This window comes from Cellulomonas sp. PhB150, from assembly GCF_003755175.1.
Classification (GTDB): domain Bacteria; phylum Actinomycetota; class Actinomycetes; order Actinomycetales; family Cellulomonadaceae; genus Cellulomonas.
Window position 1 is genome coordinate 419,761 of record NZ_RKHX01000001.1, and the last position, 14,101, is coordinate 433,861.

At 70.5% G+C, this 14,101-nt stretch carries 12 protein-coding genes and 3 tRNA genes; 9 read left to right on the forward strand and 6 right to left on the reverse strand.

What is annotated here, in order from left to right; genetic code table 11:
* Complete coding sequence (locus EDF34_RS02000; RefSeq protein ID WP_123370615.1) at positions 1–1,038, reverse strand: chorismate-binding protein; 1,038 nt, start codon at positions 1,036–1,038, stop codon at positions 1–3.
* A gap of 153 nt (positions 1,039–1,191) precedes the next feature.
* Here EDF34_RS02000 and EDF34_RS02005 point away from each other — a divergent pair.
* From EDF34_RS02005 to EDF34_RS02030, 6 genes are all read left to right on the forward strand, one after another.
* Positions 1,192–1,263: transfer RNA gene (locus tag EDF34_RS02005), tRNA-Gly, on the forward strand.
* 47 nt (positions 1,264–1,310) lie between these two features.
* Positions 1,311–1,381: transfer RNA gene (locus EDF34_RS02010), tRNA-Cys, on the forward strand.
* Positions 1,382–1,396: 15 nt separating this feature from the next.
* Positions 1,397–1,471: transfer RNA gene (locus EDF34_RS02015), tRNA-Val, on the forward strand.
* 305 nt (positions 1,472–1,776) lie between these two features.
* The gene (locus EDF34_RS02020) at positions 1,777–3,264 is read left to right on the forward strand and encodes an endo-1,4-beta-xylanase (RefSeq protein ID WP_123370616.1); all 1,488 of its coding nucleotides are present in this window, start codon (positions 1,777–1,779) and stop codon (positions 3,262–3,264) included.
* A gap of 71 nt (positions 3,265–3,335) precedes the next feature.
* Complete coding sequence (locus EDF34_RS02025; protein WP_123369697.1) at positions 3,336–4,823, forward strand: non-reducing end alpha-L-arabinofuranosidase family hydrolase; 1,488 nt, start codon at positions 3,336–3,338, stop codon at positions 4,821–4,823.
* Between the two features lie 152 nt (positions 4,824–4,975).
* Positions 4,976–5,581, forward strand: coding sequence for a GNAT family N-acetyltransferase (locus EDF34_RS02030; protein ID WP_123369698.1), 606 nt, complete (start codon positions 4,976–4,978; stop codon positions 5,579–5,581).
* Here EDF34_RS02030 and EDF34_RS02035 read toward each other — a convergent pair.
* From EDF34_RS02035 to EDF34_RS02050, 4 genes are read right to left on the reverse strand one after another with little or no spacing between them, the layout of a single operon-like run.
* A complete protein-coding gene (locus EDF34_RS02035; RefSeq protein WP_123369699.1) occupies positions 5,578–6,564 on the reverse strand; it encodes a glycoside hydrolase family 43 protein in 987 nt (328 codons plus the stop codon). The genes EDF34_RS02030 and EDF34_RS02035 overlap by 4 nt on opposite strands.
* Positions 6,561–7,421 (reverse strand): carbohydrate ABC transporter permease, encoded by an 861-nt coding sequence (locus tag EDF34_RS02040; protein WP_123369700.1) that lies wholly within the window; start codon positions 7,419–7,421, stop codon positions 6,561–6,563. The genes EDF34_RS02035 and EDF34_RS02040 overlap by 4 nt, the downstream gene beginning before the upstream one ends.
* Positions 7,418–8,401, reverse strand: coding sequence for a carbohydrate ABC transporter permease (locus EDF34_RS02045; RefSeq protein ID WP_123369701.1), 984 nt, complete (start codon positions 8,399–8,401; stop codon positions 7,418–7,420). The genes EDF34_RS02040 and EDF34_RS02045 overlap by 4 nt, the downstream gene beginning before the upstream one ends.
* The gene (locus tag EDF34_RS02050; RefSeq protein ID WP_123369702.1) at positions 8,394–9,710 is read right to left on the reverse strand and encodes an ABC transporter substrate-binding protein; all 1,317 of its coding nucleotides are present in this window, start codon (positions 9,708–9,710) and stop codon (positions 8,394–8,396) included. Before EDF34_RS02050 ends, EDF34_RS02045 begins: the two co-directional genes overlap by 8 nt.
* A 197-nt stretch (positions 9,711–9,907) precedes the next feature.
* Between EDF34_RS02050 and EDF34_RS02055 the strand changes: the two genes are divergently transcribed.
* The 3 genes from EDF34_RS02055 to EDF34_RS02065 are packed head-to-tail and all read left to right on the forward strand — an operon-like array spanning position 9,908 to position 13,265.
* The gene (locus EDF34_RS02055; protein WP_123369703.1) at positions 9,908–10,918 is read left to right on the forward strand and encodes a LacI family DNA-binding transcriptional regulator; all 1,011 of its coding nucleotides are present in this window, start codon (positions 9,908–9,910) and stop codon (positions 10,916–10,918) included.
* 42 nt (positions 10,919–10,960) lie between these two features.
* A complete protein-coding gene (locus EDF34_RS02060; protein ID WP_123369704.1) occupies positions 10,961–12,769 on the forward strand; it encodes a glycoside hydrolase family 2 protein in 1,809 nt (602 codons plus the stop codon).
* Between the two features lie 19 nt (positions 12,770–12,788).
* The gene (locus EDF34_RS02065) at positions 12,789–13,265 is read left to right on the forward strand and encodes a PPOX class F420-dependent oxidoreductase (RefSeq protein ID WP_123369705.1); all 477 of its coding nucleotides are present in this window, start codon (positions 12,789–12,791) and stop codon (positions 13,263–13,265) included.
* A gap of 1 nt (position 13,266) precedes the next feature.
* Here the strand turns inward: EDF34_RS02065 and EDF34_RS02070 are convergent, their stop codons facing one another.
* Complete coding sequence (locus EDF34_RS02070; protein ID WP_123369706.1) at positions 13,267–14,013, reverse strand: spermidine synthase; 747 nt, start codon at positions 14,011–14,013, stop codon at positions 13,267–13,269.
* Positions 14,014–14,101: the final 88 nt, after the last annotated feature.

A 14,101-nucleotide genomic window follows, 5' to 3' on the forward strand; every position in this document is an offset into this window, starting at 1 on the left:
TCATCGGCCGGACGTGCCGGAGGCGAGGCCGACGAGGCGCGCCGCCTTGAGCTGCGTCTCGGCCCACTCGGCCTCCGCCTCGCTCCCCCACGTGATCCCGGCCCCCGTGCCGAACCGGAGCACGCCGTCCGCCCACCAGAAGGTGCGGATGGCGACCGCGAGCTCGGCCCGCGTGCGGCCGTCGGCGTCGACGTGCACCCAGCCGAACGCGCCGCAGTACGGCCCGCGCGCCTCGGGCTCCAGGTCGGCGATGATCCGCAGCGCGGCGGACTTGGGCGCGCCGGACACCGATCCCGGCGGGTAGGTCGCGTCGAGCAGCCGTGCCCACAGGTCCGCGTCGGACGCACCGACGAGGCGTCCCTGCACGGTCGAGACGAGGTGCGTCAGGCCCGGGTGCTCCTCGACCCCCAGGAGCGTGGTCACCTCGACCGTGCCGGGCTCGCAGACGTGCTGGAGGTCGTTGCGCACCAGGTCGGTGATCATGACGTTCTCGGCGCGGTCCTTGCCGGTCAGGCCCGCGCGCGTGGGCGCGGTCCCCTTGATGGGCGCGGACGTCACGACGTCGCCGTCGATGCGCAGGTACAGCTCGGGCGACGCGCACACCACCCACGCCCCGTCGACCTGGATGCCGCCGGCGTACGGCGCGGGGTTGCCCCGGGCCAGCAGGCCGGCGAGCGCGCGCGCGTCCGGCTCGTCGGGCACGTCGACGCTCATGACCCGGCAGAGGTTCGCCTGGTAGACGTCGCCCTCGAGGATCCGCGCACGCACGTCCTCGACGGCCTCGACGTACGCGTCGTGGCCGAGTGACGAGCGCCACGTCCCGGCGACCGGGTGGTGCTCGGCCGGCTCGGGGACGCTCGTCGCCTCGTCGAACCGGAACGCCCGCACGCGCCCGTCGAACTCCCCCACCACGACCCACCATCCGGGCTCGCGAAGGCGTTCTGGCTGGTCAGAGACGTCGATGACGTCCGTGACCCCCTCGAGCTCGACGCCCGCGAACCAGGCTCGACCCGGCGCGCGTCGTGGCTGATCCGGCATGTGCACACGGTATCGAGGCCGTGACGAGTGCCCGAACGGCGCCTGAATCCGCAGGATCATCGGGGCGGCGGGGGCCAGTTGGACGATCGCCGCAAGACTCGGTTAGAGTCTGGGACGCACACGGAACGCCGGTGAGAACCGGGGGACGTGCGTGCGGACGTGGCTCAGTGGTAGAGCATCACCTTGCCAAGGTGAGGGTCGCGGGTTCGAATCCCGTCGTCCGCTCGGAGACATTCCTTCTCGGCCCAGGCCGCGCGGGACTGCGGTCTCAAGGTGGAGTGGCCGAGTGGCGAGGCAGCGGCCTGCAAAGCCGTATACGTGGGTTCGAATCCCATCTCCACCTCGCAGAAGTAGCTATGGGCGATTGGCGCAGCGGTAGCGCGCTTCCCTGACACGGAAGAGGTCACTGGTTCGATCCCAGTATCGCCCACCAGAAGTGCAGCAGGTCAGGCCATCCTCCGGGGTGGCCTTTCGTGCGTCCGGGCCCCGTTCTAGCCGAACGAAAGTCCTCGCCTAATCGATTTTCCGGCTAGCCGGTGCCGCTCCGTGGTGGGCAGGGTGGCCGCGTTCCCCGGATGTTAGCGCCAACATCCACGGCGACCGGGGCGGCGCCTCCCACCCACGACGAGAGACGCGACGAATCGACAACGATGTCGACAACGTTCTCCGACATCGCCCTGTCGCACTCACCGGCCCCGGCACCGGGGCCCCGACGAAGAGCGAGAGACCATGCGCACGATGTCCACCGCACGGCGCCAGCACGGGCGCCGACGACGAGCCACCGCGCTCGTCGCCACCACCTGCCTGGTCCTGACCGGCGTGGCCGCCCTGGCGACTCCTGCCCAGGCGGCTTCGACCCTGGGAGCGTCGGCGGCCGAGAAGGGCCGCTACTTCGGCACGGCGATCGCCGCCGGGCGGCTCAACGACTCGACGTACACGACGATCGCGAACCGTGAGTTCGGCATGATCACCGCCGAGAACGAGATGAAGATGGACGCGACGGAGCCGTCGCAGAACCAGTTCAGCTACGCCAACGGCGACCGCGTCCTCAACTGGGCGCTGAACAACGGCAAGCGCGTGCGCGGCCACACCTTGGCGTGGCACGGCCAGCAGCCCGGCTGGATGCAGAACATGTCCGGCTCCGCGCTGCGCAACGCGCTGATCAACCACGTCACGCAGGTCGCCACCCACTACCGGGGCAAGGTCTACGCCTGGGACGTGGTCAACGAGGCCTTCGCCGACGACGGCCGTGGCAGCCGCCGCGACTCCAACCTGCAGCGCACCGGCAACGACTGGATCGAGGCCGCCTTCCGCGCCGCACGCGCCGCCGACCCCGGCGCCAAGCTCTGCTACAACGACTACAACACCGACGGCATCAACGCGAAGTCCACGGGCGTCTACACCATGGTCAAGGACTTCAAGTCCCGGGGCGTCCCCATCGACTGCGTCGGCTTCCAGGCGCACCTGGGCACGAGCCTGCCGGGTGACTTCCAGGCCAACCTGCAGCGCTTCGCCGACCTCGGCGTGGACGTCCAGCTGACCGAGCTCGACATCCAGCAGGGCGGCAACCAGGCGAACATGTACGCCGCCGTGACGAACGCCTGCCTCGCGGTCTCGAGGTGCACGGGCATCACGGTGTGGGGCGTGCGCGACTCCGACTCGTGGCGCACCGGCGCCAACCCGTTGCTCTTCGACTCCAGCGGCAACAAGAAGGCCGCGTACACCTCGGTCCTCAACGCGCTCAATGCGGGCGGCAGCAACGGCGGCGGTGGAGGCGGCGGCGGTTCGAGCTCGATCGACACCAGTGCCTGGTACGTGCTGGTCAACCGCAACAGCGGCAAGGCGCTCGACGTGTACAACCTCGCGACCAACGACGGCGCCCGCATCACGCAGTGGTCGCGCAACGACGGCTCCCAGCAGCAGTGGCAGTTCGTCAGCTCCGGTGACGGGTACTACGAGATCCGGTCCCGGCTCTCGGGCAAGAACCTCGACGTCTCGGGCAGGTCCACGGCCGACGGTGGCGCGATCATCCAGTGGACCGACTCCAGCGCAGCCAACCAGCAGTGGAGCGCGACGATCGCGAACGGGTACGCCACCCTCATCAGCCGCAACAGCGGCAAGGCCCTCGAGGTCCAGGGGGCGTCCACGGCCGACGGCGCGAACATCGTCCAGTACACGAGCTGGAACGGCGCCAACCAGCAGTGGCAGCTCGTCCGCGTCGGTTGACCGACACCCGTAGCGAGGGTGGGGCGTCCACGCGACGCCTCACCCTTGCGTCCCCCGAAGGAGTGGGAACCATGAAGCACGCACAACGACCCGGCAGGCTTCGTCTGCCGGCTCTGGTCCTGGCACTGGCGGTCGCCGCTACCGGCGCCGTCGCCACGCTCGCGGCGCCCGCCGCGACGGCTGCGTCCATCGACACGACCGGCTCGTACGTCCTGGTCAACCGGAACAGCGGAAAGGCCCTCGACGTCTACAACCTCGCGACCAACGACGGCGCACGCATCGCGCAGTGGGCTCGCAACGACGGCAGCCAGCAGCAGTGGCAGTTCGTCGACTCCGGCAACGGCTTCTACCGCCTCAAGTCGCGGCTGTCGGGCAAGGTCCTCGACGTGTCCAACAGGTCCACCGCCGACGGCGCCGCCCTCATCCAGTGGACCGACAACAACGCCACGAACCAGCAGTTCAGCATCCAGGACGTCGACGGCTACATCCAGCTGATCAGCCGGAACAGCGGCAAGGCGGTCGAGGTCCAGGGCGCGTCCACCGCCGACGGCGCCAACGTCGTGCAGTACTCCGACTGGAACGGGAGCAACCAGCAGTGGCAGCTCGTCCGGGTCGGGGGCTCCACGCCCACGACGCCGCCGCCGTCGGGCTCGTGCACCCTCCCGTCGTCGTACCGGTGGAGCTCCACCGGCTCGCTGGCCACGCCGCGCTCGGGCTGGGCGTCCCTCAAGGACTTCACCACGGCCGAGTACAACGGCAGGCACCTCGTCTACGCGACGACCCACGACAACGGCTCGTCGTGGGGCTCGATGAGCTTCGGTCTCTTCTCGAGCTGGTCCGACATGGGCTCCGCTCCGCAGAACGCGATGTCCTCCGCGACGGTCGCCCCGTCGCTGTTCTACTTCGCGCCGAAGAACATCTGGGTGCTGACCTACCAGTGGGGCGGGACCGCGTTCTCCTACCGCACGTCCAGCGACCCGACGAACGCCAACGGCTGGTCGGCGCCGCAGACCCTGTTCTCGGGCAGCATCTCCGGCTCGGGGACGGGCCCGATCGACCAGACGGTCATCGGCGACGGCACGAACATGTACCTGTTCTTCGCCGGCGACAACGGGAAGATCTACCGCGCGAGCATGCCGATCGGGAACTTCCCGGGCAGCTTCGGCTCGTCGTCGACGATCGTCATGAGCGACAGCACGAACAACCTGTTCGAGGCTCCGCAGGTCTACAAGGTCAAGGGCCAGAACCAGTACCTGATGATCGTCGAGGCGATCGGGGCCAACGGCCGGTACTTCCGCTCGTTCACCGCGAGCAGCCTCTCCGGGTCCTGGACTCCCCAGGCCGCGAGCGAGGGCAACCCGTTCGCGGGCAAGGCCAACAGCGGCGCGACGTGGACGAACGACACCAGCCACGGCGAGCTGATCCGCGCGAGCAACGACCAGACGATGACGATCGACCCGTGCAACCTGCAGCTGCTCTACCAGGGTCGCTCCCCCAGCTCGGGCGGCGACTACGGCCTGCTGCCGTACCGACCGGGGCTGCTGACGCTCCAGCGGTGAGGGACGCGGCGGCGTCTGGACGCCGCGGCTGAACACCTGCGCGCGCAGGTGGCGCCCGGCGGGCGCCCGACTGCGGTCCGTCTCAGACGGACGAGTCGGGCGCCGGCCAGCGGGTCCTCGCCCGCCTGCCATCGCGGGTCTATGTTCACGAGATGGGAGACCGGGACCTCGTCGTCGACGGCTTTCGGATCGAGCCGCTCAGTCCGACGACGTGGGAGGCGTTCGCAGCGCTGGCCGAGCGCCACAACGGCGTCTGGGGCGGCTGCTGGTGCACCTACTTCCACCTCTACCCCGACCCGACGCAGGAGCGCCGCGAGCTCGGCCACCGCGAGTTCAAGCGCCGCCTCGTCGAGGCCGGTCGCGCGCACGCGGCGCTGGTCTTCGACGGTGACGTCGCGGTCGCGTGGGCGCAGTACGGGACGGTGGACGAGCTGGCGAACATCCACCACCGCAAGGAGTGGGAGCAAGGCGTGCCGCGCAGGCCGGACTTCCGGATCACGTGCCTGTTAGTGGACCGCGACTACCGCCGCAGAGGCATGGCCTCTGTCGCGGTCCGCGGCGCGCTCGCGCTCATCGCCGCGTCGGGAGGCGGACTGGTGGAGTCGTACCCGCACGACCTGCCGCCGGACAAGAAGACCTCGGCGTCGTTCCTCTACAACGCGACGCGGACCATGTACGAGCAGCTCGGGTTCACGTACCAGCGCTCCAAGGGCAAGGGGAACTGCGTGATGACCACCCAGGTCCCGGCTGCAGGCTAGGTGCCGGGCAGCACGACCTGTAGCGAGCCGTCCTCTCCCCACGTCAGCGGCGCGCTGTGCATCGCCCGGTAGGTGTAAAGCTCGTCCCACGCATGGAACACCAGGACGTCGCCGTCGTCGGTGCGCACCACGTCCTGCCCACCGGGCCCGCGGAAGAGCCCGTCCGAGCCGGTGGTCGACAGCAGCGGCTCGGGCTGCTTCGTGTAGGGCCCGAGCAGGCTCGACGAGCGCGCGACGCCCGTGGCATAGGAGTCGCCGCCGTAGTCGTTGGCCGAGTACAGCAGCGCGTACTCGTCGTCGTGCCGCACGAGGACCGGCGCCTCGACGAGCGTGCCCTCCCAGGCCTGGCCCTGCTTGAGCAGGCGTGCGGGCTCCCCGACCAGCGAGAGGCCGTCATCGCTCAGTCGCGAGATCTCGATCCACGTGTCCAGGCCGCAGCAGTTGCCGTCGGTCTTCCACAGCAGGTAGCGCGCGCCGTCGTCGTCGGTGAACGTGCTCGGGTCGATGGCTCCCCCTGCGTCGACCGGGCACACGAGCGGGTCGTCTCCCGCCGGGCCGTAGGTGCCGTCCGCCTCGGCGCTCGTCGCGACGCCGATGCACTGGCGGCCCGAGTCGGTGTCCTGGGCGGTCATGTACATGACCCAGGTGCCGTCGGCGCGCTGCGAGACGTCCGGCGCCCAGGTACGCCCCGCGGACGCCCACGCCGGGAGCACGGGCAGCGCGTCGCGGCGCTCGACGGTCCAGCCCGCCAGGTCCGGGCTCTGGGCGACGCGGATGTTGAGGCCCGAGGTGCCGGTGGCGAACGCGAGCCAGGTGTCGTCGACCGCGACGACGTCGGGATCGGGGAAGTCCTCGTCGATCAGGGGCGCGCCAGGGGCCGCGGACGCCGTTGTCGCGCTGGGTGCCGGCCCGTCAGGTCCGGAGCTGCAGGCCGCCAGGCCGACGACAGCCGCGGCGAGCAGCAGCACCGCGCGGGGCCTCACCCCTTCACCGCCGCGCCCGTCACCGAGTCGACGATCTGCCGCTGCGCGACCGCGAAGACCGCCAGCACCGGCACGGAGGCGACGACCGCGCCGGCCATGACGATCGCGAAGTGCGTGCGGTAGGCGCCCTGCAGCATCGACAGGCCGGGCTGGAGGGTCATGTGCTCCGGCGACAGCAGCACGTAGACGGGCCAGAGGAAGTCGTTCCAGTTGTTGAGGAACGAGAGCACCGCGAGCGTCGCGAGCGCGGGCCGCGCGAGCGGCAGGACGATCTGCACGAAGATCCGGAAGTCCCCCGCGCCGTCGATGCGTGCGGCCTCCTCGATCTCCAGCGGGAGCCCGACGAAGAACTGCCGCAGGAAGAAGATCCCGAAGGCCCCCGCGGCTCCCGGCACGGTGATCGCGAGCAGTGTGTCCAGCCAGCCGAGGTTCTGGACGATCAGGTAGTTCGGGATGAGGAAGACGACCGGGGGGACGAGCAGCGTCGAGATGATCAGGCCGAACACGACCTTCTTGCCTGCGAACTCCATGCGCGCGAGCGCGTAGGCGCCCATGGACGCTGTCACCAGGATGAGGATCGTCTGGAGTGCCGCGGCGGAGAACGAGTTCCACAGCCAGCGCAGGATCGGCTGCTGCCCGCTGGCCAGGTTGCGGTACGCGTCGAGCGAGAACGGGCTCGGCAGCGAGTACGGGTGCCGGATCGCGTCCGCGTCGGTCTTGAAGGAGGTGAGCACCATCCAGACGAGCGGGAGCACGACGATCAGCGCGAGCACGATCAGCAGCGCGTACAGGACCGCGCGGGCGGTGATCCGGCGCGTCGACGGACGGCGGCGGACGTCGGCGACGGTCGCCGTCATCGGGTTCTCCTCTTCTCCACGCGCTCGCGCTGCAGGCGGAAGTTCACGATGCTCACGACCGCGAGGAACGCGAACAGCACGTAGCTCATCGCTGCGGCGGGAGCCATGTTGTTCTGGGACAGGCCCTGGTCGGCGATGTACATGATCACCGTGCGCGTCTCGTTGCCCGGGCCACCGGTGGTCAGCAGGTACGACTGACCGAACATGTTGGCCGAGGCGAGCACGGTGGTCGTCGTGATGAACAGCATCACGGGGCGCAGGCCGGGCAGGGTCACGTTCGTGAACGACCGGAACGGGCCGGCGCCGTCCAGCGACGCCGCCTCGTACAGCTCGGAGTTGATGCCCTTGAGGCCGGCCAGGAAGATCACGGTATTGAGCCCCGAGGTCCACCAGACGGTGACCCCGACGAGTGACACCCACGCCCACGGCACGTCCACGGTCCACGGGATGTCGCCACGGATGCCGACGGCGTTCAGCAGGTGGTTGAGGATGCCGGACTGGGTGTCCAGCACGTAGCCCCAGATCAGCCCGACCACGGCGACGCCCAGCACGTAGGGCGCGAAGAAGATGGTGCGGAACGTGCTCGCGGCGCGCAGCTTCTGGTTGAGCAGGACGGCGACGAGCAACGGCACCACGACGAGGAACGGCACGCTCGCGACCACGAAGATCGCGGTCGCCTTCATCGAGCCCCAGAAGTCGGCGGACGTCGTCGACCCGGGGGTGAACAGGTCCGCGTAGTTCTGCAGCCCGATGAAGTGCTGCACGTCCCGGAACGGGCTCCAGTCGGTGAAGCTGATCCACAGCCCGTACACGGCGGGCGCCAGGACGAACCCTCCGAACAGGACCAGGAACGGCGCCAGGAACAGGTACGCGACGAGCGTCCTGCGCCGGCGGCGTGCCTTGGTCCCCGCGCGAGGACTGCTCCCCCCGGCGCTCGCGCGCCGGGGGGAGGCGGACACCGCTGTGGCGGAGTCAGTCACCGTACTTGGCGCGGTTCTGCTCGAGGATCTTGTCCGCCTTGGCCTTGGCGTCGTCGAGCGCGGCCTGCGGGGTCTTCTTCCCGGTCAGCGCCTCGTTGATCGCCGTGGTGACCAGGGCGTTGGCCTCGTTGATGCCCGGCGAGACCGTCTCGTAGTGCGCGTACGGCAGCTCGTCGATGAACGGCTTGAGGTTCGGGTACTTCGCCACGAGCGACGGGTCGTCGCGCACCGTGTTGGCGCCCGGCAGCTCACCCGTCTCGGCCCAGCCGGCCGAGTTGTCGTTCATCCACTTCACGAAGGTCGCGGCGGCCGCGGTCTTGTCGGCGTTCTGCCCCTTGTTCGCGGGGAACACCCAGTGCGTCGAGCTGGACCACACGGCCTTCTGGTCGCCGATCTGCGGCACGGGAGCGGCTGCCCAGTCCAGGCCGTCGAACGCGGTGTTCGTGGTCTGCCAGACGCCGTTCCAGTTGAACGCCGTGTCGTTGGCGAGCAGCGCCTTGATATTGCCGTCCTGGGCGACGTTGGCCGGGCTGTAGCCGTCGTCGATCAGGCTCTGCATCCAGGTCAGCGCCTTGACGCCGGCCTCGGAGTTGAACGTGGCCTCGGTGATGTCCTTGTTGTAGAGGTCACCGCCGAACTGCCACAGCAGGCTCTGGAACTCGAACGTGCCGGTGAAGACGTAGCCGTCGACCCACTCCCCCTGCACGCCCGCGGCCTTCAGCGCCTTGAGGGCTGCCTCGTAGCCCGCCTTGTCGGTCGGGATGTCCGTGAGCGAGGCCTTCGCGAGCACGTCCTTGTTCACGTACAGGCCGAGCGGCGTCACGCTCCAGGGCACGGCGTACTGCGCGCCCTGGTAGTTGCCCTTGTCGTAGACGCCGGGCGGGAAGTCGGCCGCGGAGTACCCGAGCGAGTCGACGATGTCGTCGGCCTTGAGGAGCAGCTTCTGCGCGGCGTAGGTGGCCAGGTCGTCGCCGTGCAGCACGGCGACGTCCGGACCCTTGCCGGCCTTGATCGCCAGCGGCAGCTTCGCGGAGATGTCCGCCCACTCCTGCGGCACGGCCTTGACCACGATGTTGTCGTGCTCGGCGTTGAACTTGTCGATGAGCTTCGGCACGAGCGTGGGGGCCGCGCCACCGGTCCAGCCGTGCCAGAACGTGATGTCGACCTTCGGCCCGTCGTAGGTGCCGCCACCGGTGACCGCGCCACCGCCGCCACCCGAGTCGGAGCCCGAGCCCGAGCATGCCGCCAGGGCGAGACCGAGGACGGCGACGAGCCCGGTGCTCAACCCTCTGGCTACTGACTTCCTCATGCGAACTCTCCTTTGAGTCTGACGCGGCCGTGGGGCTCGGCCGTGGCCGCATCGCCGCGGCCCTGCGTCCGGAATTTACAGCGCTAGAATCGGACGGTCAAGTGGTCGTGACGATCGACCCGGCGGGCCCCGCCGGGCGCCGGGGGTCCCGCCGCTAGGGTGTGCCCGGCGCAGGGAGCGCCTCGAGGAGGGGTGTGATGGCACGGGTCCGGCTCCAGGACGTCGCCGAGCGCGCAGGCGTGTCGATGAAGACCGTCTCCAACGTCGTGCGCGACGCCCCGCACGTGTCGGACAAGATGCGCGAGCGCGTGCAGCGGGCGATCGACGAGCTGGGCTACCGGCCGAACATGATGGGCCGCCGCCTGGCGACGGGCCGCACCGGGCTCGTTGCCCTCGCGTTCAGCGACGTGAGCATCCCGTACTTCGCCGAGCTGTCCCGCGTCGTGTCCCGGATCGCGCTCGAGCACGACTACCAGGTGCTGATCAAGGAGACCGAGGGGACGCTCGAGGGCGAGCGCTCTCTCGTCGCCAACTCGGAGCAGGGACTCGTCGACGGCGTCCTGTTCCAGCCGAGCGTGATGAGCTCGACGGAGGTCGCTCGGCATCGCACGGAGCTGCCGATCGTGCTGCTCGGCGAGACGGCGGCCCCGCTGACCATGGACCGCGTGATGATCGAGAACGTGACGGCCGCCCGCGAGGTCACGGCTCACGTACTCGCAGGTGGGCGCCGCCGGGTGGGCTTCGTCGGGCACGAGAGCTCCGGGCTGACCGAGACGTCCCGCCAGCGCATCGCCGGGTACCAGCAGGCGCTCGAGGAGCACCGGATGGCACCCGAGCCTGGGCTGCTCATCGCGACCGACGAGATCTCGGCGGCCGGCGCCGTCCGGGCCGTGGGCGCCGCGCTCGACGCCGGCCTGGACGTCGACGCGCTCGTCTGCCGCGACGACCTCGCCGCAATCGGCACCCTCCGCGCGCTCCAGGAGCGCGGTGTCCGCGTCCCCCAGGACGTCGCGGTGACCGGCTGGGACGACATCAGACTCAGCGCCGTGACCTTCCCCAGCCTCACGACCGTCTCTCCCGACCTCGAGGCGCTCGCCGAGCGCGCCCTGACGCTCCTGCTCGAGCGGATCGACGGCTACGAGGGGATGGGGCGGCACGAGACGGTCTCGCACCGCCTCGTCGTGCGCGAGAGCGCGCCCGCCCGCTGACTTGGCATTTACAGCGCTGGAATCTTCGGTCATGCTGAGGCCATGATCGACGACGACCACGCGCGCCCCGTTGCCAGCACCCAGGACGGGACGTACCCGCGGCCCCAGCTCGTCCGGGCCCGCTGGGTCGATCTGACTGGCCCGTGGCGATTCACCTTCGACGACTCCGACCGGGGCCTGCGCGAGCGGTGGTGGCTCGACTGGCCAGAGCAGGACGTCGAGATCGTCGTCCCGTACCCGCCGGAGTCGCCCGCCTCGGGGGTCGGCGACACGGGCTACCACCACGTGGCCTGGTACCGCCGGACGCTGTCCGCCGCGGACCGCGCCGCGGCCGGCCACGCCCCTGGTGGCCGCCTGGTGCTGCGGTTCGGCGCCGTCGACTTCCGCTGCCACGTGTGGGTCGACGGGCACCTCGTCGGCACCCACGAGGGCGGCCACACGCCGTTCTCGTTCGACGTCACGGACGTGCTCGAGGGCGACGAGAGCGTCGTCGTGGTCCGCACGGAGGACGACCCCCACGACGTGGCGCAGCCCCGCGGCAAGCAGGACTGGCGCGAGCAGCCGCACGTCATCTGGTACCACCGCACGAGCGGCATCTGGCAGCCCGTCTGGCTCGAGTCGGTGCCCGCCGTGGGCATCGACTCGGTGCACTGGACCGTGGCGCCGGACGCGGCGACGGTGACCGCCGAGCTGCGCCTGACGTCGGCCCCCGTCGAACCGGTGCCGGTGCGCATCACGCTCACCCACGGCGGGACCCACCTCGCCGATGCCTCGACCGTGGCGACGGCCGCCGACGTGACCATCGTCCTGACCGTTCCCGCGTTGACCAACGGCCAGGCGTACGAGGAGCTGCTCTGGTCCCCCGAGCACCCCCACCTGGTCGACGCGCTCCTCGACGTCGGTGACGACCGCGCCTCCTCCTACGTCGGCCTCCGCACGGCGCACGTCGCACGCGGGCGCTTCCTGCTCAACGACCGGCCCTACCCGGTCCGGTCGGTGCTGAACCAGGGCTACTGGCCGCAGTCGCACCTCGCCGCGCCGTCGGCCGACGCCCTGCGCGCCGAGGCGCAGCTCATCAAGGACCTCGGGTTTAACGCGACGCGCGTCCACCAGAAGTTCGAGGACCCGCGGTTCCTGTACTGGACCGACCGGCTCGGCCTGCTCGTCTGGGGCGAGGCGCCGGCGAGCTTCACCTACTCGACCCTGTCGGTCGAGCGCACGGTCAGCGAGTGGCTCGCGATCGTGCACCGCGACTTCTCCCACCCGAGCATCGTCACCTGGGTCCCGCTGAACGAGAGCTGGGGCGTGCAGCACATCGCGCGCGTGCCGCGCATGCAGCACTACGCCCGGGCGCTCGTGGACCTGACCAAGGCGCTCGACCCGACGCGCCCGGTCGTGTCGAACGACGGCTGGGAGCAGGTGGACACCGACATCGTCGCGATCCACGACTACGCGGCCGACCCCGCGGTCGTCGCCGCGCGCTACCACGACCGGGCCGCGATCGACGCGATGGTCGCGGGGATCGGTCCCGCCGGACGGCAGCTGGTGCTCAGCGGGGACATCGGGGACGCCCCCGTGATGCTCACCGAGTTCGGCGGCATCTCGTTCGACGTCGACGCCGTCGACGACGCGTGGGGCTACTCCGCGGCGTCGAGCCCGGCCGACTTCGGTGCGCGCCTGCGCGGGCTGCTCGACGCCGTCCACGCCAGCCAGGTGCTCGCGGGCTTCTGCTACACCCAGCTCGCGGACACGCTCCAGGAGACCAACGGTCTCGTCACGGCGGACCGGGTGCCCAAGCTCCCGGTCGAGCAGCTGCGCGCGATCATCACCGGCACCCCCCACCACGGCTGATCGGCCTACCGTGGGTGCCATGCCCCGCACCGTCGCGACCACGCGCACCGTCGACCTGCCCGAGCTGCTCGCGTTCGTCCGCGACCGGCACCACTTCGTCCTGGTCACCACACGGCAGGACGGCCGGCCGCAGGTCTCGCCGGTCAGCGGTGGGGTCGACGAGCACGGCCGGCTGGTGGTCTCCACCTACCCCGGCCGCGCGAAGACCCTCAACGCCGAGCGGGACGCGCGGGTGAGCGTGTGCGTGCTGTCGGACGACTTCGGCGGCGCGTGGGTGCAGCTCGACGGCGACGCCGAGGTGCTGCACATGCCCGCGGCAGAGGACGCGCTCGTCGACTACTACCGGTGCATCGCCGGCGAGCACCCGGACTGGGACGAGTACCGCGCCGCGATGCGGGTGCAGGGCAAGTCGCTGATCCGGATCACGCCTACGCGCTGGGGACCGATCGCCACGGGCGGGTTCCCCGCGGACGTCGCCGAGCGCCTCGACGGCTGAGTCAGGCGCTCGCCACGTAGACCGTGTTCGTGGCGTCCCGGTCCTGCAGCGGGTTGTCGAACGACACGACGTGGGCCGCGGTGTCGTCGAACACCTCGGACAGGGTCGCGAGGAACTCGTCGTCCGGTGGGTCGTTCGACCACAGCGCGAACACGCCCCCCGGCGTCAGCTGGCCCCGGAGCCTGCGCAGGCCGTCCGCGGTGTAGAACGGCGCGTTCTGCGGCGCGAGCAGGTGCCGGGGCGAGTGGTCGATGTCGACGAGGATCGCGTCGACGAGCCGCTGCGGCTGACCGAGGTCGAAGCCCTGCTCGGCCGCGGCCAGCGCGAAGAAGTCGCCCTGGACGAGGCGGCAGCGCGGGTCGCCGACGAGGCCCGCACCCAGCGGGACCAGCCCGCGTCGGTGCCAGTCGATGACGGGTGCGAGGAAGTCGACCACGACGAGCGCCGCGACGTTGGCGTGGTCGAGGACGGCCCGGGCGGTGTAGCCGAGACCCAGCCCGCCGACGACGACCACGAGGTCGCTGCGGTCGGCCAGCCGGTCGAGGCCCATGTCGGCCAGCGCGACCTCGGCATCGACGAACAGGCTGGACATGAGGAAGTCGTCGTCGATCTTGACCTCGTGGACCTCGCGGCCGGTCGTCGGCTCGACCCGTCGACGCAGGCTGATCGCGCCGATCGCGGTCTGCTGCCAGTCCAGCTCCTCGAGCCGGGCTCGCCCCGGTCGTCTGGTCGGTCTCTCGTCGGGCACGGGCACGCTCCTTCGACGGCACGGAGCCGACCTCGATCCACCTGCGCCCACCGTAGCCGCAGACTTCACCCGCGCCGGGTCGGGCCGA

Coding starts and splice junctions, on each gene's coding strand:
- EDF34_RS02000 (WP_123370615.1), bottom strand. CDS start 1,038: ATGCCGGATCAGCCACGACGCGCGCCGGGTCGAGCCTGGTTCGCGGGC.
- EDF34_RS02020 (WP_123370616.1), top strand. CDS start 1,777: ATGTCCACCGCACGGCGCCAGCACGGGCGCCGACGACGAGCCACCGCG.
- EDF34_RS02025 (WP_123369697.1), top strand. CDS start 3,336: ATGAAGCACGCACAACGACCCGGCAGGCTTCGTCTGCCGGCTCTGGTC.
- EDF34_RS02030 (WP_123369698.1), top strand. CDS start 4,976: ATGGGAGACCGGGACCTCGTCGTCGACGGCTTTCGGATCGAGCCGCTC.
- EDF34_RS02040 (WP_123369700.1), bottom strand. CDS start 7,421: ATGACGGCGACCGTCGCCGACGTCCGCCGCCGTCCGTCGACGCGCCGG.
- EDF34_RS02050 (WP_123369702.1), bottom strand. CDS start 9,710: ATGAGGAAGTCAGTAGCCAGAGGGTTGAGCACCGGGCTCGTCGCCGTC.
- EDF34_RS02055 (WP_123369703.1), top strand. CDS start 9,908: ATGGCACGGGTCCGGCTCCAGGACGTCGCCGAGCGCGCAGGCGTGTCG.
- EDF34_RS02060 (WP_123369704.1), top strand. CDS start 10,961: ATGATCGACGACGACCACGCGCGCCCCGTTGCCAGCACCCAGGACGGG.
- EDF34_RS02065 (WP_123369705.1), top strand. CDS start 12,789: ATGCCCCGCACCGTCGCGACCACGCGCACCGTCGACCTGCCCGAGCTG.